Source organism: Pseudomonas sp. GW456-L12 (assembly GCF_059424045.1).
The window spans coordinates 12086-35149 of record NZ_JBWKZA010000006.1 but is presented as its reverse complement, the minus strand read 5'-3'; the positions used below and the strand labels follow the sequence as shown (position 1 = coordinate 35149).

At 60.5% G+C, this 23064-nt stretch carries 25 protein-coding genes; 1 reads left to right on the top strand and 24 read right to left on the bottom strand.

The genetic code is table 11. From position 1 onward, the window contains the following. Nucleotides 1-26: 26 nt before the first annotated feature. The 19 genes from der to trmJ form a co-directional block, all read right to left on the bottom strand. Nucleotides 27-1499 carry a ribosome biogenesis GTPase Der gene (gene der, locus AC07Y9_RS09700; protein WP_007929542.1) on the bottom strand — a complete coding sequence of 491 codons (1473 nt, stop codon included), beginning with the start codon at nucleotides 1497-1499 and terminating at the stop codon, nucleotides 27-29. 139 nt (nucleotides 1500-1638) lie between these two features. Continuing rightward, the gene (gene bamB, locus AC07Y9_RS09695; protein ID WP_009045434.1) at nucleotides 1639-2790 is read right to left on the bottom strand and encodes an outer membrane protein assembly factor BamB; all 1152 of its coding nucleotides are present in this window, start codon (nucleotides 2788-2790) and stop codon (nucleotides 1639-1641) included. Further along, a complete protein-coding gene (locus tag AC07Y9_RS09690; RefSeq protein WP_007929540.1) occupies nucleotides 2783-3424 on the bottom strand; it encodes a tetratricopeptide repeat protein in 642 nt (213 codons plus the stop codon). Before AC07Y9_RS09690 ends, bamB begins: the two co-directional genes overlap by 8 nt. A 40-nt stretch (nucleotides 3425-3464) precedes the next feature. After that, the gene (gene hisS / locus AC07Y9_RS09685) at nucleotides 3465-4754 is read right to left on the bottom strand and encodes a histidine--tRNA ligase (protein ID WP_009045435.1); all 1290 of its coding nucleotides are present in this window, start codon (nucleotides 4752-4754) and stop codon (nucleotides 3465-3467) included. A gap of 22 nt (nucleotides 4755-4776) precedes the next feature. After that, nucleotides 4777-5886, bottom strand: coding sequence for a flavodoxin-dependent (E)-4-hydroxy-3-methylbut-2-enyl-diphosphate synthase (ispG, locus tag AC07Y9_RS09680; protein WP_007929536.1), 1110 nt, complete (start codon nucleotides 5884-5886; stop codon nucleotides 4777-4779). 3 nt (nucleotides 5887-5889) lie between these two features. Continuing rightward, complete coding sequence (locus AC07Y9_RS09675; RefSeq protein ID WP_102678553.1) at nucleotides 5890-6924, bottom strand: RodZ domain-containing protein; 1035 nt, start codon at nucleotides 6922-6924, stop codon at nucleotides 5890-5892. Then, nucleotides 6924-7682, bottom strand: a complete 759-nt coding sequence (gene pilW / locus AC07Y9_RS09670; RefSeq protein ID WP_053262508.1) for a type IV pilus biogenesis/stability protein PilW — start codon at nucleotides 7680-7682, stop codon at nucleotides 6924-6926. The genes AC07Y9_RS09675 and pilW overlap by 1 nt, the downstream gene beginning before the upstream one ends. 12 nt (nucleotides 7683-7694) lie before the next feature. Continuing rightward, entirely contained in the window at nucleotides 7695-8843 is a 1149-nt protein-coding gene (rlmN, locus tag AC07Y9_RS09665) for a dual-specificity RNA methyltransferase RlmN (protein ID WP_007929531.1), read from the bottom strand. 29 nt (nucleotides 8844-8872) lie between these two features. Beyond that, nucleotides 8873-9298, bottom strand: a complete 426-nt coding sequence (ndk, locus tag AC07Y9_RS09660) for a nucleoside-diphosphate kinase (protein ID WP_007929529.1) — start codon at nucleotides 9296-9298, stop codon at nucleotides 8873-8875. A gap of 94 nt (nucleotides 9299-9392) precedes the next feature. After that, on the bottom strand, nucleotides 9393-9593 hold the full coding sequence (iscX, locus tag AC07Y9_RS09655) for a Fe-S cluster assembly protein IscX (protein ID WP_007929528.1): 201 nt from the start codon (nucleotides 9591-9593) through the stop codon (nucleotides 9393-9395). Nucleotides 9594-9607: 14 nt separating this feature from the next. Continuing rightward, nucleotides 9608-9949: an ISC system 2Fe-2S type ferredoxin gene (gene fdx / locus AC07Y9_RS09650; protein ID WP_009045439.1), complete on the bottom strand. Its 342-nt coding sequence runs from the start codon at nucleotides 9947-9949 to the stop codon at nucleotides 9608-9610. A gap of 3 nt (nucleotides 9950-9952) precedes the next feature. Beyond that, the gene (gene hscA, locus AC07Y9_RS09645) at nucleotides 9953-11815 is read right to left on the bottom strand and encodes a Fe-S protein assembly chaperone HscA (protein WP_102678554.1); all 1863 of its coding nucleotides are present in this window, start codon (nucleotides 11813-11815) and stop codon (nucleotides 9953-9955) included. 51 nt (nucleotides 11816-11866) lie between these two features. Beyond that, complete coding sequence (gene hscB, locus AC07Y9_RS09640) at nucleotides 11867-12388, bottom strand: co-chaperone HscB (protein ID WP_007929525.1); 522 nt, start codon at nucleotides 12386-12388, stop codon at nucleotides 11867-11869. A gap of 8 nt (nucleotides 12389-12396) precedes the next feature. After that, nucleotides 12397-12720, bottom strand: a complete 324-nt coding sequence (gene iscA / locus AC07Y9_RS09635; RefSeq protein WP_007929524.1) for an iron-sulfur cluster assembly protein IscA — start codon at nucleotides 12718-12720, stop codon at nucleotides 12397-12399. A 48-nt stretch (nucleotides 12721-12768) separates the two neighbouring features. Then, nucleotides 12769-13155, bottom strand: coding sequence for a Fe-S cluster assembly scaffold IscU (gene iscU / locus AC07Y9_RS09630; protein ID WP_007929523.1), 387 nt, complete (start codon nucleotides 13153-13155; stop codon nucleotides 12769-12771). A 102-nt stretch (nucleotides 13156-13257) separates the two neighbouring features. Further along, nucleotides 13258-14472 (bottom strand): IscS subfamily cysteine desulfurase, encoded by a 1215-nt coding sequence (locus AC07Y9_RS09625; protein ID WP_009045441.1) that lies wholly within the window; start codon nucleotides 14470-14472, stop codon nucleotides 13258-13260. A gap of 50 nt (nucleotides 14473-14522) precedes the next feature. Further along, the gene (gene iscR / locus AC07Y9_RS09620; protein WP_009045442.1) at nucleotides 14523-15014 is read right to left on the bottom strand and encodes a Fe-S cluster assembly transcriptional regulator IscR; all 492 of its coding nucleotides are present in this window, start codon (nucleotides 15012-15014) and stop codon (nucleotides 14523-14525) included. Between the two features lie 258 nt (nucleotides 15015-15272). Continuing rightward, entirely contained in the window at nucleotides 15273-16049 is a 777-nt protein-coding gene (gene cysE, locus AC07Y9_RS09615; protein ID WP_007929518.1) for a serine O-acetyltransferase, read from the bottom strand. Continuing rightward, nucleotides 16042-16821 (bottom strand): tRNA (cytosine(32)/uridine(32)-2'-O)-methyltransferase TrmJ, encoded by a 780-nt coding sequence (trmJ, locus tag AC07Y9_RS09610; RefSeq protein WP_007929516.1) that lies wholly within the window; start codon nucleotides 16819-16821, stop codon nucleotides 16042-16044. The genes cysE and trmJ overlap by 8 nt, the downstream gene beginning before the upstream one ends. Nucleotides 16822-17077: 256 nt before the next feature. Here trmJ and suhB point away from each other — a divergent pair, with 256 nt between their 5' ends. Next, complete coding sequence (gene suhB, locus AC07Y9_RS09605) at nucleotides 17078-17893, top strand: type III secretion system regulator SuhB (RefSeq protein WP_007929514.1); 816 nt, start codon at nucleotides 17078-17080, stop codon at nucleotides 17891-17893. A 145-nt stretch (nucleotides 17894-18038) separates the two neighbouring features. On the opposite strand, the gene AC07Y9_RS09600 is transcribed toward suhB, so the two are convergent. The 5 genes from AC07Y9_RS09600 to tgt all read right to left on the bottom strand — a co-directional run bounded on the left by AC07Y9_RS09600 (nucleotide 18039) and on the right by tgt (nucleotide 23061). Continuing rightward, nucleotides 18039-18587 carry a glycine zipper 2TM domain-containing protein gene (locus tag AC07Y9_RS09600; protein WP_007929513.1) on the bottom strand — a complete coding sequence of 183 codons (549 nt, stop codon included), beginning with the start codon at nucleotides 18585-18587 and terminating at the stop codon, nucleotides 18039-18041. 120 nt (nucleotides 18588-18707) lie between these two features. Continuing rightward, entirely contained in the window at nucleotides 18708-19622 is a 915-nt protein-coding gene (gene secF, locus AC07Y9_RS09595) for a protein translocase subunit SecF (protein ID WP_007929512.1), read from the bottom strand. Between the two features lie 9 nt (nucleotides 19623-19631). Beyond that, nucleotides 19632-21500 carry a protein translocase subunit SecD gene (gene secD / locus AC07Y9_RS09590; RefSeq protein WP_007929511.1) on the bottom strand — a complete coding sequence of 623 codons (1869 nt, stop codon included), beginning with the start codon at nucleotides 21498-21500 and terminating at the stop codon, nucleotides 19632-19634. Between the two features lie 62 nt (nucleotides 21501-21562). After that, on the bottom strand, nucleotides 21563-21898 hold the full coding sequence (yajC, locus tag AC07Y9_RS09585) for a preprotein translocase subunit YajC (RefSeq protein ID WP_007929510.1): 336 nt from the start codon (nucleotides 21896-21898) through the stop codon (nucleotides 21563-21565). Nucleotides 21899-21945: 47 nt separating this feature from the next. Next, a complete protein-coding gene (gene tgt, locus AC07Y9_RS09580) occupies nucleotides 21946-23061 on the bottom strand; it encodes a tRNA guanosine(34) transglycosylase Tgt (RefSeq protein WP_162096445.1) in 1116 nt (371 codons plus the stop codon). Nucleotides 23062-23064: the final 3 nt, after the last annotated feature.

Below are 23064 nucleotides of genomic sequence, written 5' to 3'. Positions count from 1 at the left end.
CCCCCCCCCGGCTCCTACCAGGTGACTCAGCGCTTGTCTTTGCGCTTCTTCTCGGCCTTCTTGTGGTGTGTCATCAAACGACGCTTCTTGTTGACCTGACGGTCGGTGAGCGTGTTCTTGTTGCCTTCGTACGGGTTTTCGCCGCCCTTGAATTCGATGCGGATCGGCGTACCGACCAGCTTCAGAACACGCCGGTAGGTGTTTTCCAGGTAGCGCACATAGGACTTCGGCACCTTCTCCACCTGATTGCCGTGGATCACGATCAGCGGCGGGTTGGCGCCACCCAGGTGGGCATAACGCAGCTTGATGCGACGGTTGTTGACCATCGGTGGCGCGTGCTCGCTCACGGCGTCTTCGAGAATCTGCGTCAGGCGGCTGGTCGGCCAGCGGGTTACCGCGGACTTGAAGGAGTTCTGCACCGACTGGTAGAGGTTGCCCACGCCAGTGCCGTGCAACGCCGAAATGAAGTGGATGTCGGCGAAGTCGACGAAGAACAGCCGGCGCTCCAGCTCGGTCTTCACATAGTCACGCTCGCGCGGGTCCATGCCATCCCATTTGTTCAGGGCGATGACCAGGGCCCGGCCCGCTTCCAGGGCGAAGCCCAGCAGGTTCAGGTCGTGGTCGACCACGCCTTCGCGGGCGTCCATGACGAAGATCACCACGTTGGCGTCCTTGATCGCCTGCAGGGTCTTGACCACCGAGAACTTTTCAACTTCCTCGTGGATCTTGCCGCGCTTGCGCACACCGGCGGTGTCGATCAGCGTGTACTTCTCTTCGTTACGCTCGAAGGGAATGTAGATACTGTCGCGGGTGGTGCCCGGCTGGTCGTAGACGATGACCCGGTCTTCGCCGAGCATGCGGTTGACCAGGGTGGACTTGCCCACGTTCGGCCGACCGATGATGGCGATCTTGATCCCGTCTTTTTCGCTCGGACCCGGAATGCGCTTGGCTTCCTCGCCTTCGGCTACGACTTCTTCCTCGCCCTCTTCCGGCTCGTCTGCGTCGTCTTTCGGGAACTCGCGCAGGGCGATTTCCAACATCTGCGTGATACCACGACCGTGAGCACCGGCGATCGGGATCGCGTCGCCCATGCCCAGCGGGGCGAACTCGGCACGCGCCATGTCAGGGTCGATATTGTCGACCTTGTTGGCGATCACGTAAGAGGTCTTGTTACGTTTGCGCAGATGCTCGCCGATCATCTGGTCGGCCGCGGTGAAACCGGCCTTGGCATCTACCAGGAACAGGACGACATCGGCTTCTTCGATGGCCAGCAGCGACTGCTCGGCCATCTTTTCGTCCATGCCATGCTCGTCACCGGAGATACCGCCGGTGTCGATCAGAATGTAGGTACGCCCTTGCCACTTGGCCTCACCGTATTGGCGATCACGGGTCAGACCGGACAGGTCGCCGACAATGGCGTCGCGAGTCCGAGTCAGGCGGTTGAACAAGGTGGACTTGCCGACGTTCGGTCGGCCCACCAGGGCGATTACGGGAACCATGCGGCTCTCCACTGCGTTAATTCAGAAAATACAAAAGCCGCTGCGAGGCAGCGGCTGGTGCTCGGGGCAGCACGTGACGTGCTGCGAACCTTGCCGGGGCAAGGCCGCTTGGGGATCAACCCCAAGCATAGTCAAACCATTACTTGATGGTCAGGGCTTCCAGTTTGCCGCTGTTGCCATACACATAAATCATGTTGCCCACTACCAGCGGACGCGCACGCAGGCCATCGCTGTCGATACGCTCACGGCCGACGAAGCGACCGTCAACCTGGCTCAGCAGGTGCAGGTAACCTTCCAGGTCACCGACCGCCACGTAGCTGGAGAAGACTTCCGGGGCCGACAGTTGACGGCGGGCCAGCGAGTCGTTGCTCCACAACGCAGTGGTGGAACGCTCGTCGATGCTTTCGACGGTGCCGGAGGACAGGCTCACATAGACGCTGCCGAAACCTTGAGCGACACCCGCATAGCTGGAAGCATCGCGCTGCCAGAGCGGACGACCGCTTTCCAGGTCCAGCGCCGCTACGCGACCCTGGTAGCTGGCGACATACAGGGTGCCACCGGACAACAGCAGGCCACCGTCGATGTCGACCACGCGATCCAGTTCGGAACGACCTTGCGGAATGGCCACGCGCTGTTCCCACACCGGCACGCCGTTGCGGATATCCAGGGCCACCACTTTACCGGTCGACAGGCCGGCGACCGCCAGGCGATTGGTGGTGATTGGTGCACTGGTGCCGCGCAGGGTCAGTACCGCCGGGGTGCTGTCGTAGACCCACATCTGGTTGCCGGTGGCGGCATCGAGGCCGATCACACGGTCATCCTGGGTCTGGACCACCACCACATCGCCATTGGTGGACGGCGGAGCCAGTACTTCACTGGTCACCCGCGCGCGCCACTTCTCTTCGCCGCTCGAAGCGTCCAGAGCGACCACTTCGCCCTTGAGGGTACCGATCATGACCAGGCCGTAACCCACGCCAACGGCACCGGACACAGGCAACTCCAGGTCCTGTTTCCATTTGACGTCGCCGTTCATGCGATCCAGTGCCTCTACCACGCCAGTGACGTCGGCGGCGTAGATGGTGCTGCCGTCGATCGCCGGAACCAGCATGTTGTAGGTTTCGCCCTGGCCGTCACCGACCGAACGGCTCCACTGTTTCTGCAGGACCACTTCTTCTTTGAAGTCGACCAGTTCGGCAGGTGGCAATTCTTTCTTGCTGTTGCTGCTGCAACCCGCGGCCAGAACGGCCAGAGCCAGCAATGCTGCATGTTTCCAACGGATCACGTCACGCATCCCCTTTGGCCAGGTCGTCCAGCTTGATTTGTAGGCCACCGACCGCCGCTTCATCGGACAGCGCGGCCTTGGCTTTTTCATACGCAGCATGGGCTTCGTCGGTACGGCCCAATTGGACCAGCAGGTCGCCCTTGAGCTCTTCGCGAGTGGCCAGGAATGCCTTGTCGGCATCGCCTTCGAGCAGCTTCAGCGCTTCATCGGCCTTGTTCTGCGCCGCCAGGACCTGAGCCAGGCGCTGACGGGCGATTTCGCCCAGCGTCGGGTTGGCCGGCTTGTCGGCGATGGCTTTGAGCTCGGTCGCTGCGTCGTCCAGCTTGCCGGTGTCGACCGCCACCTTGGCGACGAACAGGCTGCCGTATTGCGCGTAGGCAGTACCGCCGAACTCACTGTTGAGCTTGCCGGCCAGGTCTGCAACACGGGCTGCATCCGGCTTGCCGTCAGGCGTCAGCGTGGTCTCCAGCAATTGCTGATAGAGCATCGAGGCGCCTTGCGATTGATTGTTCTGATACTTGTGCCAGGCCTGCCAGCCGAACACGATGACCAGCGCCAACAGGCCGCCGGTGACCAGGGGCTTGCCGTTGCGCTGCCACCAGTCCTTCAAATCCGCCAGCTGTTCATCTTCGGTACTCGACACCCCAATACTCCTTATTCGCTAAATCGGCTGTTTGACAGCTTCAACCCTGCACGACGCAGGTGGCCAGGTGTGCAGCGAGCGCATCCCAGGCAATGCTTTGTTGTTCGCCCTGGCCACGCAGGGGTTTGAAACCTACCACTTGCTGGGCCAGTTCGTCGTCACCGAGGATCAATGCGTACAACGCACCGCTCTTGTCGGCCTTTTTGAACTGGCTCTTGAAGCTGCCGGCACCGGCGTTGATCTGCAGGCGCAGGTTGGGCAACTGGTCACGAACCCGTTCGCTCAGCGCCAGAGCAGCCAGTTCGGCGGCTTCCCCGAAGGCGCAGAGGTAAACGTCGACCTGGCGCGAGATCTCTTCCGGGATCTGCTCCAGGGTTTCCAGCAGCAATACCAGACGCTCGATCCCCATGGCAAAACCGACACCCGGGGTAGGCTTGCCGCCCATCTGCTCGACCAGGCCGTCGTAGCGGCCGCCGGCACAGACGGTGCCCTGGGCGCCGAGCTTGTCGGTGACCCATTCGAAAACGGTCTTGCTGTAGTAATCCAGCCCGCGCACCAGCTTCGGGTTGATCACATAAGGGATACCAGCGGCATCCAGACGGGCCTTGAGCCCCTCGAAGTGCACGCGGGACTCTTCGTCCAGGTAATCGGCCAGCTTCGGCGCATCCACCAGTACGGCTTGAGTGTCCGGGTTCTTGGTGTCGAGCACGCGCAGCGGGTTGGTTTTCAGGCGACGCTGGCTGTCTTCGTCGAGCTTGTCCATGCGTGCCGAGAGGAACGTCACCAGCGCATCGCGATAACGCGCACGGGCTTCGGCGGTTCCCAGGCTGTTCAGCTCGAGCTTGACCGCGTCACGGATACCCAGTTCGCCCCACAGGCGCCAGGTCAGCACGATCAGTTCGGCGTCGATGTCCGGACCGTCGAGGTTGAAGACTTCGCAACCGATCTGGTGGAACTGGCGATAACGGCCTTTCTGTGGACGCTCGTGACGGAACATCGGGCCGATGTACCAGAGTTTCTGCACCTGGCCACCGCCAGTGATGCCATGCTCGAGCACAGCGCGCACGCACGCCGCGGTGCCTTCCGGACGCAGGGTCAGGGAGTCACCGTTACGGTCGTCGAAGGTGTACATCTCTTTTTCGACGATGTCGGTCACTTCACCGATGGAGCGCTTGAACAACTCGGTGAACTCGACGATCGGCATACGGATCTGCTTGTAACCGTAGTTATCCAGCAACCGCGCAACGGTGCCCTCGAAATAGCGCCACAGGGGCGTCTGCTCGGGCAGGATGTCGTTCATGCCACGAATGGCTTGCAGAGACTTGCTCACAAAAAATCCTTAATTCATTCGATTAGCCGCGCGCGATCAGCGCTGCGTCGGCTTCGACCTTTTCGGCCGCTTTCTCGCGGATCAGCTTTTCCAGTTGATCCACAAGATTGTCATTCGTCAGTTTCTGCGACGGCTTGCCGTCGATGTAAATCAGGTTCGGCGTCCCGCCGGTCAGACCGATATGCGCCTCTTTGGCTTCGCCCGGACCGTTGACCACACAACCGATGACCGCCACGTCCAGCGGTACCAGCAGATCCTCGAGACGCCCTTCCAGTTCGTTCATGGTCTTGACCACATCGAAATTCTGCCGCGAGCAGCTCGGGCAGGCGATGAAGTTGATGCCACGGGAACGCAGATGCAGGGACTTGAGAATGTCGTAGCCGACTTTCACTTCTTCGACCGGGTCGGCCGCCAACGAGATGCGAATAGTATCGCCAATCCCTTCGGCCAGCAGCATACCGAGGCCCACGGCGGATTTCACCGTGCCTGAACGCAAACCGCCGGCTTCGGTGATACCCAGGTGCAGCGGCTGGATGATTTCCTTGGCCAGCAGGCGATAGGCTTCGACGGCCATGAACACGTCGGAGGCTTTCACACTGACCTTGAAGTCCTTGAAGTTCAAGCGCTCAAGGTGCTCGACGTGACGCAGGGCAGACTCCACCAGCGCCGCCGGGGTGGGCTCGCCATATTTCTTCTGCAGGTCCTTTTCCAGGGAACCGGCGTTGACGCCGATACGGATCGGGATCCCGCGATCACGGGCCGCATCCACCACCGCACGCACGCGGTCTTCACGACCGATGTTGCCGGGGTTGATCCGCAAGCAATCGACGCCCAGTTCGGCCACGCGCAAGGCGATCTTGTAGTCGAAGTGGATGTCGGCAACCAGCGGCACCTTGACCTGCTGCTTGATACGGCCAAAAGCTTCGGCCGCGTCCATATCCGGTACGGAAACCCGCACGATATCAACACCGGCGGCTTCCAGACGGTTGATCTGGGCCACAGTGGCCGCCACATCGTTGGTGTCGCTGTTGGTCATGCTCTGCACGGCAATGGGGGCATCGCCACCCACGGGTACCGAGCCGACCCAGATCTTGCGGGACTCGCGACGTTTGATTGGAGATTCGCCGTGCATGACTTATTGACCTAACTTCAGGCGAGCAGTCTCGCCACTGGTGAACGGAGCCACATCGACCGCTTGTCCGTTGTAGCTGACCTGCGCACCACGGGCATAACCCAGGCGCACGGCAAATGGCGGCTTGCCGGAAACATCGGCGGTCTCGCCCTTGCGCTTCAGGCCACTCAACAGCACTTTACCGCTGCCGTCGGTGATCTGGGTCCAGCAATCGGCTGTGAACTGGATCTGTACCTGACCCGCGCCGGCCACAGGCGCGGCGGCGGGCGCAGTTGGAGCTGCCGGGGCAGCCGGAATAGTCGCTGCTGCGACCACGGGCGCTACAGGGGCAGGCGCGGCCGGAGCGCTCGGCGCTGGTGCCGCCGGTGCCACGGCCACTGGAGCAGGAGCCACCGGGGCTACAGGTGCGGCAGCCGGAGCACTTGGCGCAGGAGCCGCTGCATCCGCAGCGGTCTGGCCTGGAGCCGGGGTTTCAGGCAGGGCCAGGGCGGTTTCGCCCTCGGTCTGGCCTTCCACGACCGCCTGGTCTTCCGGCTCGTCGATCGGATGAATCTGCGTGGTGCCGTCGGCCCCTTCGACTTCGACGTGTTCCTGATTGAGGCCAACCAGCTCCTTGGTGCGCACGGACGTTTGATCCTGCCACCAGATAAAGCCACCACCGATCACCGCGATCAGCAGCAACAGGCTGACGATGCGCAAAATGGTGTGGGAAACCCGTACTGGCTCTTCGATACGGCCGAGGCTGTGCACATTGCTGCCCTGGGAATCGGTGCCCGTGTATTGGTCGAAGGCCTGGACCAGAACGGCCTGGTCCATCCCCAGCAACTTGGCATAGGCACGGATATAACCGCGGGCGAAGGTATGCCCCGGCAGTTTGTCGAAAGCGCCGGCTTCCAGGTTGCTCAACGAGTTTGCGGTCAGATTGAGCTTGAGGGCCACTTCAGCCAGCGACCAACCATTGCTTTCGCGGGCCTGACGCAGGGTCTCACCGGGGTTGACGCGAGTCGCTGCTAGAACTTCGGGATGCGCCGCTTTCATCATTGCTCCGACAGGTATTGCTGATATTCCGGCGTACCGGGATAGAGTCGTTTTAATTGCAGGCCGTAACTGGCGGCCTTGTCGCGATCTTCAAACACCGTTGCCAGTCGAACGCCGAGCAATAGACTACGTGCATTTTGCTCGCTCAGCAGGCTAAAACGATCGTAATAGTCGCGTGCGGGCACATAATGCCTGTCTTCGAAGGACAACTCAGCCATTTCCAGCAATGCGCGAGGCTGCTGGCGGTTCAGGCGCAGGGCTTTTTCCAGGTGTTGCCGGGCCAGGTCACGCTCACCCAGCATCGCGGCGGTCATGCCAAGGTTCTCGAACACTCGGGATCGCTCGGGGTACAGGGTATCAGCAGCCGCCTGCTCAAAGCGCTGATAAGCATCTTTGTAACGTTTTTCTTCGAAGAGAAAACTGCCGTAGTTGTTCAGGATACGGGCATCGGAGGGACGCGCAGCCAGGGCCTTGCGGTAATGCTGGTCAGCCAGCTCGGGTTCCATTTCGGCCTGGAACACCAAGGCCAGAGCGGCATTGGCGTCAGCATCGGACTCGTCCAGCTCCAGGGCCTTTTTCAGCGGCACTTTCGCCCGTTCGGTCATGCCTTGCTGCAGATAACCCAGGCCCAGCTGAACATAGGCCTCACGCGCCTCGTCCCGCCCCTTGCTTGTCTTCATCGGGTTGAAATCCCCCGAAAGAACACAGCCAGCCGACAGGCTGACAAAAAGCAGAAGCAGCGCGACGCGCAAGGTCATGGAGATCCTCTCTCAGGTACGATTCGCAGCGCTTTGCGGCATATCGGCGTCGGCGCTCAACTCGCGCACCGCGATATAACGTTCGCTACGACGGGTGCGATCCAGCACCTGCCCGACCAGTTGTCCACAGGCCGCATCAATGTCTTCGCCGCGCGTGGTGCGCACGGTGACGTTGAAGCCTGCGTGATGCAGTTGATCCTGGAACCGGCGAATGGCGTTGTTGCTCGGCCGCTCGTAACCGGAATGCGGGAACGGGTTGAACGGGATCAGGTTGATCTTGCAAGGAATGTCCTTGAGCAACGCGATCATCTCGACAGCGTGTTCAACCTTATCATTGACGTCCTTGAGCAGCGTGTACTCAATCGTCAGCACACGTTTCTCGCCCAGCGACGACATGTAGCGCTGGCAGGACTCGAGCAGCATCTTCAGCGGGTACTTCTTGTTGATCGGTACCAGCTGGTTGCGCAGCGCATCGTTCGGTGCGTGCAGGGACAACGCCAGGGAAACGTCGATGTGCTTGGCTAGCTCATCGATCATCGGTACCACGCCGGAGGTCGACAGGGTCACGCGGCGCTTGGAGATGCCGTAGCCCAGGTCGTCCATCATCAGGTGCATGGCCGAGATGACGTTGTCGAAGTTCAGCAGCGGCTCACCCATGCCCATCATCACCACGTTGGTGATGGCACGGTCGACGGTCGCCGGGACGCTGCCAAAGGATTTGTTGGCAATCCACACCTGGCCGATGACTTCGGCGGCGGTGAGGTTGCTATTGAAGCCTTGCTTGCCGGTGGAGCAGAAACTGCAGTCCAGGGCACAGCCTGCCTGGGACGAAACGCACAAGGTGCCGCGTTTGCCCTGGGGAATGTAAACGGTCTCGACGCAGCTGCCGGACGCCACGCGCACCACCCACTTGCGGGTGCCGTCGCTGGAGATGTCCTCGCTGACCACTTCCGGACCACGAATTTCGGCAACGGCCTTGAGCTTTTCGCGCAAGGCCTTGCCGACGTTCGTCATGGCGTCGAAATCATCGACGCCAAAGTGGTGAATCCATTTCATTACCTGACCGGCACGGAAACGCTTCTCCCCGATTGAGTCGAAGAATTTTTCCATTTCCGGTTGAGTCAGACCCAACAGGTTAGTTTTGCCAGTCGATGTAGTCATGGTTTCACCTTCACTCACGGGCCTTTGGCTTAGCGAGTGGTCACTTCGGTGGAAGCGAAGAAGTAAGCGATTTCGCGTGCAGCAGCGGCTTCGGAGTCCGAACCGTGAACGGCGTTGGCGTCGATGGATTCAGCGAAGTCAGCGCGGATGGTGCCGGCAGCAGCTTCTTTAGGGTTGGTAGCGCCCATCAGCTCACGGTTCAGAGCGATAGCGTTTTCGCCTTCCAGAACCTGAACGACAACCGGACCGGAAGTCATGAAAGCAACCAGCTCGCCGAAGAAGCCACGAGCGCTGTGCTCAGCGTAGAAGCCTTCAGCTTCGGCTTTCGACAGTTGCTTCATTTTCGAAGCTACAACGCGCAGGCCAGCTTTTTCGAAACGGGTAACGATCTCGCCGATGACGTTTTTTGCAACAGCGTCAGGCTTGATGATGGAGAAAGTACGTTGAACAGCCATGGTGTAACTCCAGAAACGGTGATTAAAGCGAAAAATTAAACCCGCGAATTATACGCGGGTTTATAGGGATTGCCTAACTGCGTACGGGACAGACTCAGTCTGCTTCTTCGATCCAGGCGGCCTGAATGGCTTCAAGAACCTTCTCGCCACCGCGAGCCGGATCGTCGCTGAATTCCGGCAGTGCCAGAACCCATTGGTGCAGATCGACAAAGTTTACGTACCGCGGATCCACATCCGGCTTGGATTCAGCCAGCTGGATTGCGATTTCCAGCACATCAACCCATTTCAGACTCATGATGATTCCTTGAATCAGTGCGGCGCTTCGGCTGCATGGTTGAGCGAGTATTTCGGAATTTCGACGGTCAGGTCTTCCTCGCCGACGATCGCCTGGCAGGATAGACGCGATTGCGCCTCCAGGCCCCAGGCTTTGTCCAGCAAGTCTTCTTCCAGCTCGTCGGCTTCGTTCAGCGAGTCGAAACCCTCGCGAACGATGCAGTGACAGGTGGTGCAGGCGCAGACGCCGCCGCAGGCGCTCTCGATCTCGATGTGGTTGTCATGCGCCACTTCGAGAATCGAGGTACCCGGGGCAGCCTCTACAACCAGGCCATCCGGGCAAAACACGGCGTGTGGCAGAAAAATGATCTGCGGCATCAGTTATTCCTCGATTTCATTCAGATTGCGCCCCGCCAGAGCGGCTTTCACCGTCGAGTCCAGGCGGCGGGCAGCAAAAGCATCGGTCACTTGCGACAGACGCTTGGTCTGCTGCTCGATGGCGTAACCATCGGTGCCACGCATCAATTCACTCAATTCCTGCATTTGCAGCTCGATGACCATGCGCTCTTCGGCATCCAGCAGACGCTCGCCGTCCGCCTCCAGAGCACCCTGCACCGCCTCGATCAGGCGCTGGGCATCGACCTGCTGCTCACGCAGCACGCGGGCGACCTTGTCGTCGCTGGCGTACTGGAAGGAATCCTTGAGCATCCTGGCGATTTCGCCATCGGTCAGACCGTAGGAGGGCTTGACCTGGATGCTGGCTTCGACGCCCGAGCCCAGCTCGCGAGCGGACACGCTCAGCAGACCGTCGGCATCGACCTGGAAGGTCACGCGGATCTTCGCCGCCCCGGCGACCATGGCCGGAATGCCGCGCAGTTCGAAACGCGCCAGGGAACGGCAGTCGCTGATCAGCTCGCGCTCGCCCTGCAGCACATGAATCATCATGGCCGACTGGCCATCTTTGTAAGTGGTGAAATCCTGGGCCCGGGCAACGGGGATGGTGGTGTTGCGCGGAATCACCTTCTCCATCAACCCCCCCATGGTTTCTAGCCCCAGGGACAGCGGAATCACATCAAGCAGCAGCAGTTCGCCACCATCGCGCTTGTTGCCGGCCAGGGTATCGGCCTGGATCGCGGCACCAATGGCCACCACCTGGTCCGGGTCGATCTCGGTCAGCGGCTGGCGACCGAACATTTCGGCGACCGCCTCGCGAACCCGTGGAACGCGGGTCGAACCACCGACCATGACCACTGCCTGGACATCTTCCAGCTCGACATTGGAATCACGCACGGCGCGACGGCAGGCCTTGAGGCTGCGCGCCACCATCGGTTCGATCAGAGCATCGAAGGCTTCGCGGGTCAGCGGTGCCGACCAGGCGCCATAGGTCACGTCGACCGACGGGGTGTTGGTAAGCGCTTCCTTGGCGGCACAGGCGATTTGCAGCAGATTACGCTGCTTGCCCGGATCGAGATCGGCGGACAGGCCGGCGCTCTCGATGATCCAGCCGGCTATCGCATGATCGAAATCGTCGCCGCCCAGGGCGCTGTCGCCACCGGTGGCCAGCACTTCGAAGACACCGCCGGTCAGGCGCAGAATGGAAATATCGAAAGTCCCGCCACCCAGGTCATAAATGGCCACCACGCCTTCGGCGTGCTGATCCAGACCATAGGCCACGGCCGCCGCGGTCGGCTCGTTGAGCAGGCGCAACACATTGAGACCGGCCAGCTTGGCCGCATCCTTGGTCGCTTGACGCTGCGCATCGTCGAAATAGGCCGGAACGGTAATCACCGCCCCCACCAGCTCACCGCCCAGGGTCGACTCGGCGCGCTGGCGCAGGACCTTAAGGATATCGGCGGAGACTTCCACCGGACTTTTCGGGCCCTGGATGGTGTCGATGAACGGCATGTGCGACTCGCCGTCGACGAAGCGGTATGGCAGCTGCTCGCCCAACTGCTTGACGTCGGACAGACCACGCCCCATCAAGCGCTTGACCGACAACACGGTGTTCAGGGGATCGGCAGACGCCGCCAGCCTGGCAGACTCGCCCACCTCGACATGGTCGGCGTGATAGCGCACGGCAGACGGCAGGATGACCTGCCCGCTGGCGTCGGCCAGCGGCTCGGAAAGACCACTGCGCAAGGCAGCGACCAGCGAATTGGTAGTACCCAAGTCGATCCCCACAGCCAGGCGACGCTGGTGCGGTTGAGGACTTTGGCCGGGTTCAGCGATCTGCAGTAGGGCCATGTTTATCTGGACTTATCTGTATATCAGGCGTGCGACCGGAGCGGCACTGGGTTAATCGTCGAGGCGCTCTTCTAACTGGCGCACTTCGTAGGTGAGCTTGTCGAGGAACTGCATGCGCCGCATCAGGCGCTCGGCCTGTTCGCGTTGCGCAGCATCATCCCAACAGGCTGCGAAGCTTTCGTTCAATTCATCCTGGGCCACTTTCAGGCGGCGCTTGAAAGCTGCGATACCGGCCAGATCGGCCTCGTCCTGCAGATCCTCGAGCTCTTCGCGCCACTGCATCTGCTGCAGGAGGAACTCCGGATCGTGCACCGTGACCTCCAGCGGCAGCTCATGGCCGCCCATCGCGAGCAGGTATCGCGCGCGCTTGGGAGGACTCTTGAGAGTCTGGTAGGCCTCGTTGAGGCTGGCGGATTGTTCCAGCGCCAGGCGCTGCTCACGCTCGGAAGCGTCAGCGAAGCGGTCCGGATGAACGGCACGCGCCAACTCACGGTAGCGCGTGGCCAGCTGCTCGAGATCCAGGCGGAAGCTCGGTTGCAGCTCAAATAAAGCGAAATGACAAGGAGTACCCACGAGCCGCCTCAGATGTTGAAGCTTTCGCCGCAGCCACATTCACCGCGCACGTTGGGGTTGTTGAACTTGAAGCCCTCGTTCAACCCTTCCTTGACGAAGTCCAGTTCGGTGCCATCCAGGTAGGTCAGGCTTTTCGGATCGATGATCACTTTCTCGCCATGACTCTCGAACACCTGATCGTCTTCACCGATCTCGTCGACGAACTCCAGGACATAGGCAAGGCCGGAACAGCCCGTGGTGCGAACACCCAGACGAATCCCATCACCTTTGCCGCGCCCGTTGAGGGAGCGCCGCACGTGTTGAGCAGCCGCTTCTGTCATGCTGATAGCCATCGTGACTCCTTACTTGTCGCTCAATCTGTGAAAGCTGATCCGCGAAAATCAGATCAGGCCTTTCTTCTGCTTGTAGTCGCGAACGGCGGCCTTGATGGCGTCTTCGGCGAGTACCGAGCAGTGGATTTTCACTGGCGGCAGGGCCAGCTCTTCAGCCAGCTGAGTGTTCTTGATGGTCTCTGCTTCATCCAGAGTCTTGCCTTTCATCCACTCGGTAGCCAGGGAGCTGGAGGCGATAGCCGAACCGCAACCATAGGTCTTGAACTTGGCGTCTTCGATGATGCCCTGTTCGTTGACCTTGATCTGCAGGCGCATCACGTCGCCGCACGCCGGAGCGCCGACCATGCCGGTGCCGACATCAGGATCTTCCGCGTTCATCTTGCCGACGTTGCGCGGGTTCTCGTAGTGGTCGATGACCTTTTCGCTGTAAGCCATGATTCTTAATCCTCACTCATCAGGGCCGCTCTTGAGCCCCTGTAGTTACGCCTGCGTCAGTCGCCGCGTCGCTACAGGAGCTGTACCTGGCGGCTTCTATATTTAGTGTGCCGCCCACTCGATCTTCGAGATATCGACGCCGTCTTTGTACATGTCCCACAGCGGCGACAGAGCGCGCAGCTTGGTCACGGCCTCGCAGACTTTCTGCGCGGCATAATCGATTTCTTCTTCGGTGGTGAAGCGGCCGAAGGTGAAGCGGATCGAGCTGTGTGCCAGTTCGTCGTTGCGGCCCAGGGCGCGCAGTACGTACGAAGGCTCCAGCGAAGCCGAGGTGCAGGCCGAACCGGAGGAAACCGCCAGGTCCTTGAGCGCCATGATCAGCGACTCGCCTTCGACGTAGTTGAAGCTCAGGTTCAGGTTGTGCGGTACGCGGGAGGTCATGCTGCCGTTGATGTACAGCTCCTCCAGGTGCTCGACCTGCTTGTAGAAACGGTCGCTCAACGCCTTGATGCGCAGGTTTTCGGCAGCCATGTCTTCCTTGGCTACACGGAAGGCTTCGCCCATGCCAACGATCTGGTGGGTGGCCAGGGTGCCGGAACGCATGCCGCGCTCGTGACCGCCGCCGTGCATGGTCGCTTCGAGGCGAACCCGCGGCTTGCGACTGACGTACAGCGCACCGATACCCTTAGGACCGTAGGTCTTGTGGGCGGAGAAGGACATCAGGTCGACTTTCAGCGCCTGCAGGTCGATGTCGACCTTGCCGGTGGACTGAGCCGCGTCGACGTGGAACAGAATGCCTTTGGAACGAGTCAGCTCGCCAATGGCGGCGATGTCGTTGATGGTGCCGATTTCGTTGTTCACGTGCATGATCGAAACCAGGATGGTGTCGTCGCGCAGGGCGGCTTCAACCATGGCCGGAGTGATCAGGCCGTCTTCGCCCGGCTCGATGTAGGTGACTTCGAAGCCTTCACGCTCGAGTTGGCGCATGGTGTCCAGGACAGCCTTGTGCTCGATCTTCGAGGTGATCAGGTGCTTGCCCTTGGTGTGATAGAAATGCGCGACACCCTTGATTGCCAGGTTGTCGGACTCGGTGGCACCGGAGGTCCAGACAATTTCACGCGGGTCGGCATTGACCAGGTCAGCCACTTGGCGACGGGCATTTTCCACCGACTCTTCGGCTTTCCAGCCGAACACGTGGGAGCGGGACGCCGGGTTACCGAAGTTTCCGTCGACCAGCAGGCATTCACTCATCTTTTGCGCGACACGCGGATCAACCGGGGTGGTCGCTGAGTAATCAAGGTAAATCGGCAATTTCATGGACTCTCTCCTAAATCAGGCTGGCTGGCGTGCCGCTAGCTCTTTGGCTGTCATTCGACGGCGGACGCTTCAATCTTGTCCAGGTGCTGCGCCTTGCCATTACAGCGGCGCTGATCCTGACGCTGGGCTACTTCTTGCACCTCACGGCGAGTCACAAGGTCAGCCAAGCTGATACCGCTCAGAAATTCGTGAATCTGCAGGCTCAGATCGCACCACAGGTGGTGGGTCAGACAGGTGTCGCCGGAATGGCAATCGCCCTGGCCCTGGCATTTGGTTGCATCGACCGACTCGTTCACCGCATCGATCACCTGGGCCACCTGAATGCCTTGCATGTCACGCGACAGCTGGTAGCCACCGCCTGGACCACGCACGCTGGACACCAGATTGCTGCGGCGCAGCTTGGCGAAGAGCTGTTCGAGATAGGACAGGGAGATGCCTTGGCGCTCAGAGATATCGGCCAGGGACACCGGCCCATGTTGCGCGTGCAACGCCAAGTCAAGCATGGCTGTTACCGCGTATCGGCCTTTTGTAGTCAGTCGCATGGACAAGTACCACGGAGTGTTTCGGGATGGGAGCGAGTATGCAATTCCCGAGTAATTAAGTCAACTATAAGACCTACTACTTTAGTCAGGTTTACCCGCAAAAGAGCGCGCGAATCATAGCAAAGTCTGCAGGGTAATGGCACACCCTGGATTTGCTCGGTGACTAATGGGTCGCCAACGCCCTTTTGGGTGCTGCACGAGCAGGCTCACTTCGACAAAGCAAGCCAGCTCGCGATCAACGCCAAAGCCCCGAAAGGCTCAGCCAACCTGGCTGTCGCCCTTGTCCTTGACGCCCGCGAAATCCTCATCGCGCAGCGCCGGAAGATCCTTGGCACAGTAGTTACTGCCCAGATCCTTCAAGGCCCCGCACATCCCCTCCAGACGCCCATCGACGGCCTGCAGGTGGTCGAGCAACTGGCCAATGGCCCGCGCCACCGGGTCCGGCATGTCTTCACTGACCCCATAGGCGTCGAAACCGAGCTTCTCGGCCATGGCCTTGCGCTTGGCTTCCTGCTCGTCATCGGACTTGACGATGATGCGCCCGGGAATACCCACCACCGTGGCGCCAGCCGGCACCGCCTTGGTCACCACCGCATTGGAGCCGACCTTGGCGCCCGCGCCCACAGTGAACGGACCCAGCACCTTGGCGCCCGCCCCCACTACCACACCGTCTTCCAGGGTCGGATGACGCTTGCCCTTGTTCCAACTGGTGCCGCCCAAGGTCACACCCTGATAAAGGGTGACGTCGTCACCGATCTCGGCGGTCTCGCCAATGACGATGCCCATGCCGTGGTCGATAAAGAAACGGCGCCCGACCTTGGCCCCCGGGTGAATCTCGATCCCGGTCAACCAGCGCCCGAAGTTTGACACCAGGCGCGCCAGCCACTTCCAACCCATGCCCCACAACGCGCCGGACAGGCGATGAATCCAGATGGCGTGCATGCCCGGGTAGCAGGTCAGGACCTCGAATGCATTACGCGCCGCCGGGTCACGATGGAAAACACTCTGGATATCTTCACGCAAACGCTCAAACATCATCATTCTTCCGCTTAAGGAGCTCGCCACGGGCCGCTTTCTGGGTTTCCGTGAGGATGCCACGCAAAATATTCATTTCCGCCCGGCTCACCGAGCTGCGTCCGTACAACCGGCGCAGGCGCGCCATCAAGTGCCGTGGTTTTTCCGGATCGAGGAAGTCGATGGCCACCAGCGTCTGCTCCAGATGCTCGTAGAACCGCTCCAGCTCATCCATGGTCGCCAGCTCATCACTGCGCGGCGACGCCACTTCATCCTTCTCGACCTTGCTTGGCTGGCCTTCGGCCGCCAGCCAGGACATACGCACTTCATAAGCCAACACCTGCACCGCCGTCGCCAGGTTCAGCGAGCTGAACTCCGGGTCCGAAGGGATATGCACGTGAAAATGACATCGCTGCAGCTCGTCATTGGTCAGGCCGGAATCCTCACGACCGAAGACCAAGGCAATTTCGGCGCCCTGCCCTGCCTCCTGCACCACCTTGACCCCGGACTCACGGGGGTCGAGCAACGGCCAGGGAATACGCCGGTCACGGGCGCTGGTACCAAACACCAGGGTGCAGCCGGCCAGGGCATCTTCCAGGGTGGCGACGACCTGAGCGTTTTCCAGAATGTCGGTAGCGCCGGAGGCGCGCGCATCGGCCTCATGAGACGGGAAAATCCGCGGCTCGACCAGCACCAGCCGCGACAGCCCCATGTTCTTCATGGCACGCGCAGCCCCGCCGATGTTTCCGGGATGACTGGTATTGACCAGGACGACACGAATGTTCTGCAGCAAGGGAGGCGCTCTCGGACACGGGAAAGGGGAGCAAATCTTACAGAACAGCCAGCGCTCCCGCCTCAAAAATAACTGCTTCTGGATCGCACCTTATAGAAACCGACCAGCCCCAGACGAACCGCCACTCGTCAAAATGTGCACGTATTTACGGGCCCGGGCGGCAGATCAAGGCAAGCGGAGCGAATGTCGACCTTCATCTGCAAAAGTTTTCTGCTAGAATGCTCGGCTTTCTTTAACAACCTTAGGTGACCTATCCATGCAGCCAATGCTGAATATCGCGCTGCGCGCCGCCCGCAGCGCCAGTGAACTGATTTTCCGCTCCATCGAGCGCCTGGATACCATCAAGGTCGACGAAAAAGACGCCAAAGACTACGTATCCGAAGTTGATCGCGCTGCCGAGCAGAAGATCATCGACGCATTGCGCAAAGCCTACCCGACTCACGGTATTCTCGGCGAAGAAACCGGTCTGCACGCTGGCAGCGGCGAAGGCGAAGACTATCTGTGGATCATCGACCCGCTGGACGGCACCACCAACTTCCTGCGCGGCATTCCTCATTTCGCTGTCAGCATCGCCTGCAAATACCGCGGTCGCCTGGAACACGCCGTGGTTCTGGACCCGGTGCGCCAGGAAGAATTCACCGCCAGCCGTGGTCGCGGCGCCCAACTGAACGGTCGTCGCCTGCGCGTTAGCGGCCGCACCAGCCTGGACGGCGCCCTGCTGGGTACCGGCTTCCCGTTCCGTGACGACCAGATGGACAACCTCGACAACTACCTGGGCATGTTCCGCGCCCTGGTCGGCCAGACCGCCGGCATCCGCCGCGCCGGCGCTGCCAGCCTGGACCTGGCCTACGTGGCTGCCGGTCGTTTCGACGCCTTCTGGGAGTCGGGCCTGTCCGAGTGGGACATGGCGGCGGGCGCCCTGCTGATCCAAGAGGCCGGCGGCCTGGTGAGCGACTTCACCGGCGGTCACGACTTCCTGGAAAAAGGCCACGTGGTTGCCGGCAACACCAAATGCTTCAAGGCGGTCCTCACCGCCATCCAGCCGCACCTGCCGGCTTCGCTGAAGCGCTAAGCGCCAGCGACAAAAAAGCACCCCTCGGGGTGTTTTTTTTATGCCTGGGATTTGTCGGAAAACACTCTTTCTGTAGAAGCAAACCCAAGCCACAGGCAATAAAAAAGCACCCCGCAGGGTGCTTTTTCATGATGACACTGAATGCTTATTGCACCGGCTGGTTCTGGCCCAGGATCAACTGACCTTCCTTGTTGACCGGAATCTGGCTGCCTGGATCACGGTCCATACGCACCTGACCCTGCTTGCCATTCAGTTCGTACTTCACGTCATAACCCACGACCTTTTCACTGATGTCGTTGACCGTGTTGCAGCGAGTCTGAGTGGTGGTGTAGGTGTCACGCTCCTGCATGCCTTCCTGCACCTTGTTACCGGCGTAACCACCGCCGACCGCACCGGCGACCGTGGCGATCTTCTTGCCTGTACCGCCGCCGATCTGGTTACCCAGAAGACCACCGGCCAGCGCACCGACCACCGTACCGGCGATCTGATGTTGATCCTTCACCGGAGCCTGACGGGTCACGGTGACATCCTTGCACACTTCACGCGGTGTTTTGATCTGTTGTTTGACCGGCTGAACTGCCAGCACCTGCGCATACTCAGGGCCACTATTGACCAGCTTGTAGGTGGCAACAGCCCCCCCAGCAGTCACAGCGACGGCACCTAATACCGCACCAACTAGCATCGACTTGTTCACGTGAACCTCCTGACCATCACAAGCGGGACAAGCCCGCGCTTCTCCCAGCCTTGGAGCATAAAAAAAGGCGCGAGTTCAATACTCGCGCCTTTTCGACTGCTTACCGGGAAGGGAAAACCGTTATGGACGGTCGTCGACTTCCTTCTCGGTATTGGCCGGAGGAATCAAGTCCTCGCTGCTCAGGTTCAGCCAGATCAGCACCACGTTGGCGATGTAGATCGACGAGTAGGTACCCGCCAGAACACCAACGAACAAGGCGATGGAGAAGCCCCACAGGTTGTCGCCACCGAAGAACAGCAGTGCCGCGATCGCCAGCAGGGTGGAGATCGAGGTCGCCATGGTGCGCAACAGGGTCTGAGTGGTCGAGATGTTGATGTTCTCGATCAGGCTGGCCTTGCGCAGCACACGGAAGTTCTCACGCACCCGGTCAAACACCACGATGGTGTCGTTGAGCGAGTAGCCGATGATCGCCAGTACCGCCGCCAGCACCGTCAGGTCGAAGGTGATCTGGAAGAACGACAGGATACCCACGGTCACCACCACGTCGTGGATCAGGGAGACGATGGCGCCGACCGCGAACTTCCACTGAAAGCGGAAGGCCAGGTAGATCAGGATGCCGCCCAGCGCCATCAGCATGCCGAGGCCGCCCTGGTCGCGCAGCTCTTCACCCACTTGCGGGCCGACGAACTCGACGCGTTTGACCTGCGCCGGGTTGTCGCCGCCAGTCTTCTGCAGCGCCTCCGCCACCTGGTGGCCCAGTTGCGGGTCTTCACCCGGCATCCGCACCAGCAGGTCGGTGGTCGCACCGAAGCTTTGCACGATCGCTTCGTGATAGCCGGACTCGCTCAGTTGAGCACGAACCTTCATCACATCCGCCGGACGCTCGTAGGTCAGCTCGATGAGCGTACCGCCGGTAAAGTCCAGGCCGTAGTTCAACCCCTTGTGGAACCAGCTGAACAACGCCAGAACGGTCAGGAGCAAAGTGACGCCGAACGCAACGTTCCGCACGCCCATGAAGTTGATAGTACGTAACATGGCAGCCCCTTAAATCCACAACTTCTTGAAGTCACGACCGCCGAAGATCAGGTTGACCATCGCGCGGGTCAGCCAGATGGCCGTGAACATCGAGGTAAAGATCCCGAGGGACATGGTCACCGCAAAGCCCTTGACCGGGCCGGTGCCCATGGCAAAGAGAATCCCGCCGACCAGCAATGTGGTCAGGTTGGAGTCGAGAATCGCGGTGAATGCCCGGCCGAAGCCTTCGTTGATTGCCCGCTGCACAGTCATGCCGGCGGCGATCTCTTCACGTATCCGCGAGAAGATCAGTACGTTGGCGTCCACCGCCATACCCATGGTCAGCACGATACCGGCGATACCCGGCAGGGTCAGCGTAGCCCCCAGCAAGGACATCAGGGCCAGCAACAGCACCATGTTCAGCGCCAGCGCCACGGTGGCGATGATGCCGAAGAAACGGTAGATGGCGATGATGAACAGCGACACGAACAGCATGCCCCACAGCGACGCATCGATACCCTTGGTGATGTTGTCGGCACCCAGGCTCGGGCCGATGGTGCGCTCTTCGGCGAAGTACATCGGCGCGGCCAGGCCACCGGCACGCAGCAGCAGCGCCAGCTCGGAGGACTCGCCCTGGCCGTTCAGGCCGGTGATGCGGAACTGGCTACCCAGCGGCGACTGAATGGTCGCCAGGCTGATGATCTTCTTCTCTTCCTTGAAGCTCTGTACCGCCACGTCTTTCTCGACACCGTCGACCACTTGCTTGGTGTAAGTGGTGGTCGGCTTCTGCTCGATGAAGATCACCGCCATGCTGCGACCGACGTTGCTGCGGGTCGAACGGCTCATCAGCTCGCCGCCGTGGCCATCGAGCTTGATGTTCACCTGTGGACGACCATGCTCGTCGAAGCCCGCCTGGGCGTCGGTCACCTGGTCACCGGTGATGATCAGGCCACGCTCGATCAGCGCAGGAGGACGATTGCCTTCACGGAACTCGAAAGACTCGGAAGTGGCTTTCGAAGCGCCCGGCTCAGCGGCCAGACGGAACTCAAGGTTGGCCGTCTTGCCCAGGATACGCTTGGCTTCAGCGGTGTCCTGCACGCCCGGCAGCTCAACCACGATACGGTTGGCACCCTGGCGCTGAACCAGAGGCTCGGCAACACCCAGCTCGTTGACGCGGTTACGTACCGTGGTCAAGTTCTGCTTGATGGAGTATTCACGGATTTCCGCCAGCTTGGCCGGGGTCATCGCCAGACGCAGCACCGCCTGACCATTGAGGTCGGCCGGAACAATGTCGAAATCGTTGAAGTTCTTGCGGATCAGCGCACGGGCCTGTTCGCGGGTCGCTTCGTCGCTGAAGCCCAGTTGAATGGCACCGCCCAGCTGCGGCAGGCTGCGATAGCGCAGACGCTCTTTACGCAGCAGGCTCTTCACATCGCCTTCGTAGACTTTCAGGCGTGCGTCGAGGGCTTTTTCCATGTCCACTTCCAGCAGGAAGTGCACACCACCGGACAAGTCCAGGCCCAGCTTCATCGGATGCGCGCCGAGGTTGCGCAGCCATTGCGGGGTGGTTTGTGCCAGGTTCAATGCAACGACGTAGTCGTCACCCAGGGCCTTGCGCACGACGTCCTTGGCTGGAAGCTGGTCTTCCTGCTTGGTCAGACGCAACAGGCCGCCCTTGCCCTTGGCCGCGATGGTCGCTGCCTTGACGTTGATCCCGGCGTCGGTGAGCGCTTTGCTCGCACGATCCAGATCCGCCTGAGTGACCTGCAACGCGGTGCTCGCGCCGCTGACCTGAATGGCCGGATCATCAGGGTATAGATTGGGAGCGGAATAAATAAAACCGATCGCCAGCACCGCCAGGATCAGTACGTATTTCCACAGAGGGTATTTGTTCAGCATCACGCCGCCCGTTTATGAAGCGGGGCGCCTTGCGCGCCCCGTCGATTGGTAAAAGTTGAAACTTAGATCGCCTTCAGCGTGCCTTTTGGCAGCGTGGCAGCGATCGCGCCTTTCTGGAACTTCATCTCGATAGTGTCGGAAACTTCCAGCACTACGAAGTCGTCGGTCACTTTGGTGATCTTGCCGGCGATACCGCCAGTAGTCACAACTTCGTCACCTTTTTGCAGGCTGCCCAGCAGGTTCTTTTGCTCTTTGGCGCGCTTGGCCTGTGGACGCCAGATCATCAGGTAGAAGATGACCAGGAAACCGACCAGGAAAATCCACTCAAAGCCAGTGCCGGCGGGGCCAGCAGCAGGTGCAGCAGCATCAGCCATTGCAGTCGAGATAAAAAAGCTCATGTAACACTCCGGATAATTGCAAAAGTGGGTCTAAACGTCTTTAGAACTTATTCTAAAGGCGGCACGGGCAACCCGCGTTTGGCATAGAAGGAATCGACAAAGGCGGCCAATGTACCCTGTTGAATAGCCTCGCGCAAACCAGCCATAAGCCGTTGGTAATGACGCAAATTATGGATGGTATTGAGCATGCTCCCCAGCATTTCGCCGCACTTGTCCAGATGATGCAGATAAGCACGGGAGAAGTTCTGGCAGGTATAGCAATCGCAGGTCGGATCCAGCGGCGAATCATCATGGCGATGGAACGCGTTGCGGATCTTCAGCACGCCAGTGTCAATGAACAAGTGCCCATTGCGGGCATTACGGGTTGGCATCACGCAATCGAACATGTCCACACCGCGGCGCACACCCTCAACCAGATCTTCCGGCTTGCCAACACCCATAAGGTAACGAGGTTTGTCTGCTGGCATCTGGCCCGGCAGGTAGTCCAGCACCTTGATCATCTCGTGCTTGGGCTCGCCCACCGACAGGCCGCCAATGGCCAGGCCATCGAAGCCGATCTTGTCCAGGCCTTCCAGGGAGCGCATGCGCAGGTCCTGGTGCATGCCGCCCTGGACGATGCCGAACAGCGCCGCCGTATTGTCGCCATGGGCGTTCTTCGAGCGCTGGGCCCAGCGCAGCGACAGCTCCATGGACACCCGCGCGACGTCTTCGTCGGCCGGGTACGGGGTGCATTCGTCGAAGATCATCACGATGTCCGAGCCCAGGTCGCGCTGGACCTGCATCGACTCTTCCGGCCCCATGAAGACTTTGGCGCCGTCGACCGGCGAGGCGAAGGTCACGCCCTCCTCCTTGATCTTGCGCATGGCGCCCAGGCTGAACACCTGGAAACCGCCGGAGTCGGTGAGGATCGGGCCTTTCCACTGCATGAAATCATGCAGGTCGCCGTGCTTCTTGATCACTTCGGTGCCCGGGCGCAGCCACAGGTGGAAGGTGTTGCCCAGGATAATCTCGGCGCCAGTGGCGACGATGTCCCGCGGCAGCATGCCCTTGACCGTGCCGTAGGTGCCCACGGGCATGAAGGCCGGGGTTTCCACAGTGCCGCGGGGGAAGGTCAGACGACCGCGACGAGCCTTGCCATCGGTGGCGAGCAGCTCGAAAGACATACG

Bases quoted from the DNA above. Each gene is read 5' to 3' on its own strand.
- der (WP_007929542.1), bottom strand. From the start codon at position 1,499: ATGGTTCCCGTAATCGCCCTGGTGGGCCGACCGAACGTCGGCAAGTCC.
- bamB (WP_009045434.1), bottom strand. From the start codon at position 2,790: ATGCGTGACGTGATCCGTTGGAAACATGCAGCATTGCTGGCTCTGGCC.
- ispG (WP_007929536.1), bottom strand. From the start codon at position 5,886: ATGCACGGCGAATCTCCAATCAAACGTCGCGAGTCCCGCAAGATCTGG.
- AC07Y9_RS09675 (WP_102678553.1), bottom strand. From the start codon at position 6,924: ATGAAAGCGGCGCATCCCGAAGTTCTAGCAGCGACTCGCGTCAACCCC.
- pilW (WP_053262508.1), bottom strand. From the start codon at position 7,682: ATGACCTTGCGCGTCGCGCTGCTTCTGCTTTTTGTCAGCCTGTCGGCT.
- rlmN (WP_007929531.1), bottom strand. From the start codon at position 8,843: ATGACTACATCGACTGGCAAAACTAACCTGTTGGGTCTGACTCAACCG.
- ndk (WP_007929529.1), bottom strand. From the start codon at position 9,298: ATGGCTGTTCAACGTACTTTCTCCATCATCAAGCCTGACGCTGTTGCA.
- iscX (WP_007929528.1), bottom strand. From the start codon at position 9,593: ATGAGTCTGAAATGGGTTGATGTGCTGGAAATCGCAATCCAGCTGGCT.
- fdx (WP_009045439.1), bottom strand. From the start codon at position 9,949: ATGCCGCAGATCATTTTTCTGCCACACGCCGTGTTTTGCCCGGATGGC.
- hscA (WP_102678554.1), bottom strand. From the start codon at position 11,815: ATGGCCCTACTGCAGATCGCTGAACCCGGCCAAAGTCCTCAACCGCAC.
- iscA (WP_007929524.1), bottom strand. From the start codon at position 12,720: ATGGCTATCAGCATGACAGAAGCGGCTGCTCAACACGTGCGGCGCTCC.
- iscU (WP_007929523.1), bottom strand. From the start codon at position 13,155: ATGGCTTACAGCGAAAAGGTCATCGACCACTACGAGAACCCGCGCAAC.
- AC07Y9_RS09625 (WP_009045441.1), bottom strand. From the start codon at position 14,472: ATGAAATTGCCGATTTACCTTGATTACTCAGCGACCACCCCGGTTGAT.
- iscR (WP_009045442.1), bottom strand. From the start codon at position 15,014: ATGCGACTGACTACAAAAGGCCGATACGCGGTAACAGCCATGCTTGAC.
- cysE (WP_007929518.1), bottom strand. From the start codon at position 16,049: ATGTTTGAGCGTTTGCGTGAAGATATCCAGAGTGTTTTCCATCGTGAC.
- suhB (WP_007929514.1), top strand. From the start codon at position 17,078: ATGCAGCCAATGCTGAATATCGCGCTGCGCGCCGCCCGCAGCGCCAGT.
- secF (WP_007929512.1), bottom strand. From the start codon at position 19,622: ATGTTACGTACTATCAACTTCATGGGCGTGCGGAACGTTGCGTTCGGC.
- secD (WP_007929511.1), bottom strand. From the start codon at position 21,500: ATGCTGAACAAATACCCTCTGTGGAAATACGTACTGATCCTGGCGGTG.
- yajC (WP_007929510.1), bottom strand. From the start codon at position 21,898: ATGAGCTTTTTTATCTCGACTGCAATGGCTGATGCTGCTGCACCTGCT.
- tgt (WP_162096445.1), bottom strand. From the start codon at position 23,061: ATGTCTTTCGAGCTGCTCGCCACCGATGGCAAGGCTCGTCGCGGTCGT.